Raw genomic sequence first — 1438 nt, 5'->3', positions numbered from 1 at the left:
ACCTGAAGGGCGTGTGGCGGGTGGGGCGGGCCCTCGCGACGGGTTCGCTGCCCCTCGACCGGCTCGCCCGGCCGTTCGGCGACGACCCCCGGGACCGCGAGCTGAACGGCGTGCCGGGCGGCCTCGCCCGCCAGCTCGTCGGCTTCTGCGTGGTCGGGGTCCTGTCGACGCTCCTCTACCTCGCGCTGTACTCGGCCTTCCGGCTCGCTCTCGGCCCGCAGCCCGCCAACGCCGCCGCCCTCCTCGTCTCCGCCGTCGCCAACACGGCCGCCAACCGGCGGCTCACCTTCGGCGTGCGGGGCCGGGACCGGGCCGTCCGCCACCAGGCGCAGGGGCTCGTGGTCTTCGCCATCGGCCTCGCCCTGACCAGCGGCTCGCTCGCCGCCCTCGGCGCGGCGAGCGGCGATCCGGCGCACTCCACCGAGCTCGCCGTCCTGATCGTCGCCAACCTCGCCGCGACCGTCCTGCGCTTCCTCCTCTTCCGGCTCTGGGTCTTCCCGGACCGCGCTTCAGCAAGGAACGAACGATGACCACTGAGCCCATTGCCGTCCACGCGGCGCCCCGCGCCGGCCGGCCCGCCCGGCTGTGGCGCGGACGCGCCGAGGACGCCCCCTGGGTCCGGCCCGCCTTCCTCGCCCTGCTCGCCGCGACCGCGCTGCTCCACCTGTGGAACCTGAGCGCCTCCGGTTATGCCAACTCCTTCTACTCCGCCGCCGTCCAGGCGGGCTCCGAGAGCTGGAAGGCCTTCTTCTTCGGCTCCCTCGACGCGGCCAACGCCATCACCGTCGACAAGCCGCCGGCCGCGCTCTGGCCGATGGCCCTCTCCGTCCGCCTCTTCGGGCTCGGTTCCTGGCAGATCCTCGTGCCCGAGGTGCTCATGGGCGTGGGCACGGTCGCCGTGCTCTACGCGGCCGTCCGGCGGCGGTTCGGCGCGGGCGCCGGTCTGATCGCTGGCGCGGTCCTCGCGCTGACGCCGGTCGCCGCGCTGATGTTCCGCTTCAACAACCCGGACGCGCTGCTCGCGCTGCTCATGACGGTCGCGGTGTACTGCGTGCTGCGCGCCCTGGAGCGGGAGTCGGGCAGTGCGAAGTGGCTGGTGTGGGCGGGCGTGGCCTTCGGCTTCGCCTTCCTCGCGAAGACCCTGCAGGCCTTCCTGATCCTGCCGCCGCTCGCCCTCGTGTACGTGGTGTGCGCGCCGGGCGGCTTCGTGCGGCGGCTCGGCCGGCTCGCCCTGGGCGGGCTCGCGATGCTCGTCTCGGCGGGCTGGTGGGTGGCCGTGGTCGAGCTGTGGCCGGCGTCCTCCCGTCCGTACGTCGGAGGCTCGCAGCACAACAGCTTCCTGGAGCTGACCTTCGGCTACAACGGCCTGGGCCGCCCCGGCCCCCGCCGCCCACACTGCCGACCTCGTTGCCGTTGATGCGGCCCAGGCCGTTGTAGC

General features: G+C 74.1%; 1 protein-coding gene and 1 pseudogene. Both read left to right on the top strand.

All coding sequences use genetic code 11. From position 1 onward, the window contains the following. Positions 1 to 530 (top strand): GtrA family protein (locus CCN56_RS38875; protein ID WP_143664791.1); only part of this gene is annotated, 530 nt, incomplete at its 5' end. Then, positions 527 to 1375, top strand: a pseudogene (locus tag CCN56_RS38870) (ArnT family glycosyltransferase); the annotation flags it as partial. The gene CCN56_RS38875 and the pseudogene CCN56_RS38870, both read left to right, overlap by 4 nt. Positions 1376 to 1438: the final 63 nt, after the last annotated feature.

Origin of the sequence: Streptomyces sp. NRRL B-24572 (genome assembly GCF_002156145.1) — a bacterium.
Taxonomy (GTDB): domain Bacteria; phylum Actinomycetota; class Actinomycetes; order Streptomycetales; family Streptomycetaceae; genus Streptomyces; species Streptomyces vietnamensis.
This window is presented reverse-complemented; position numbering and strand designations above follow the sequence as displayed.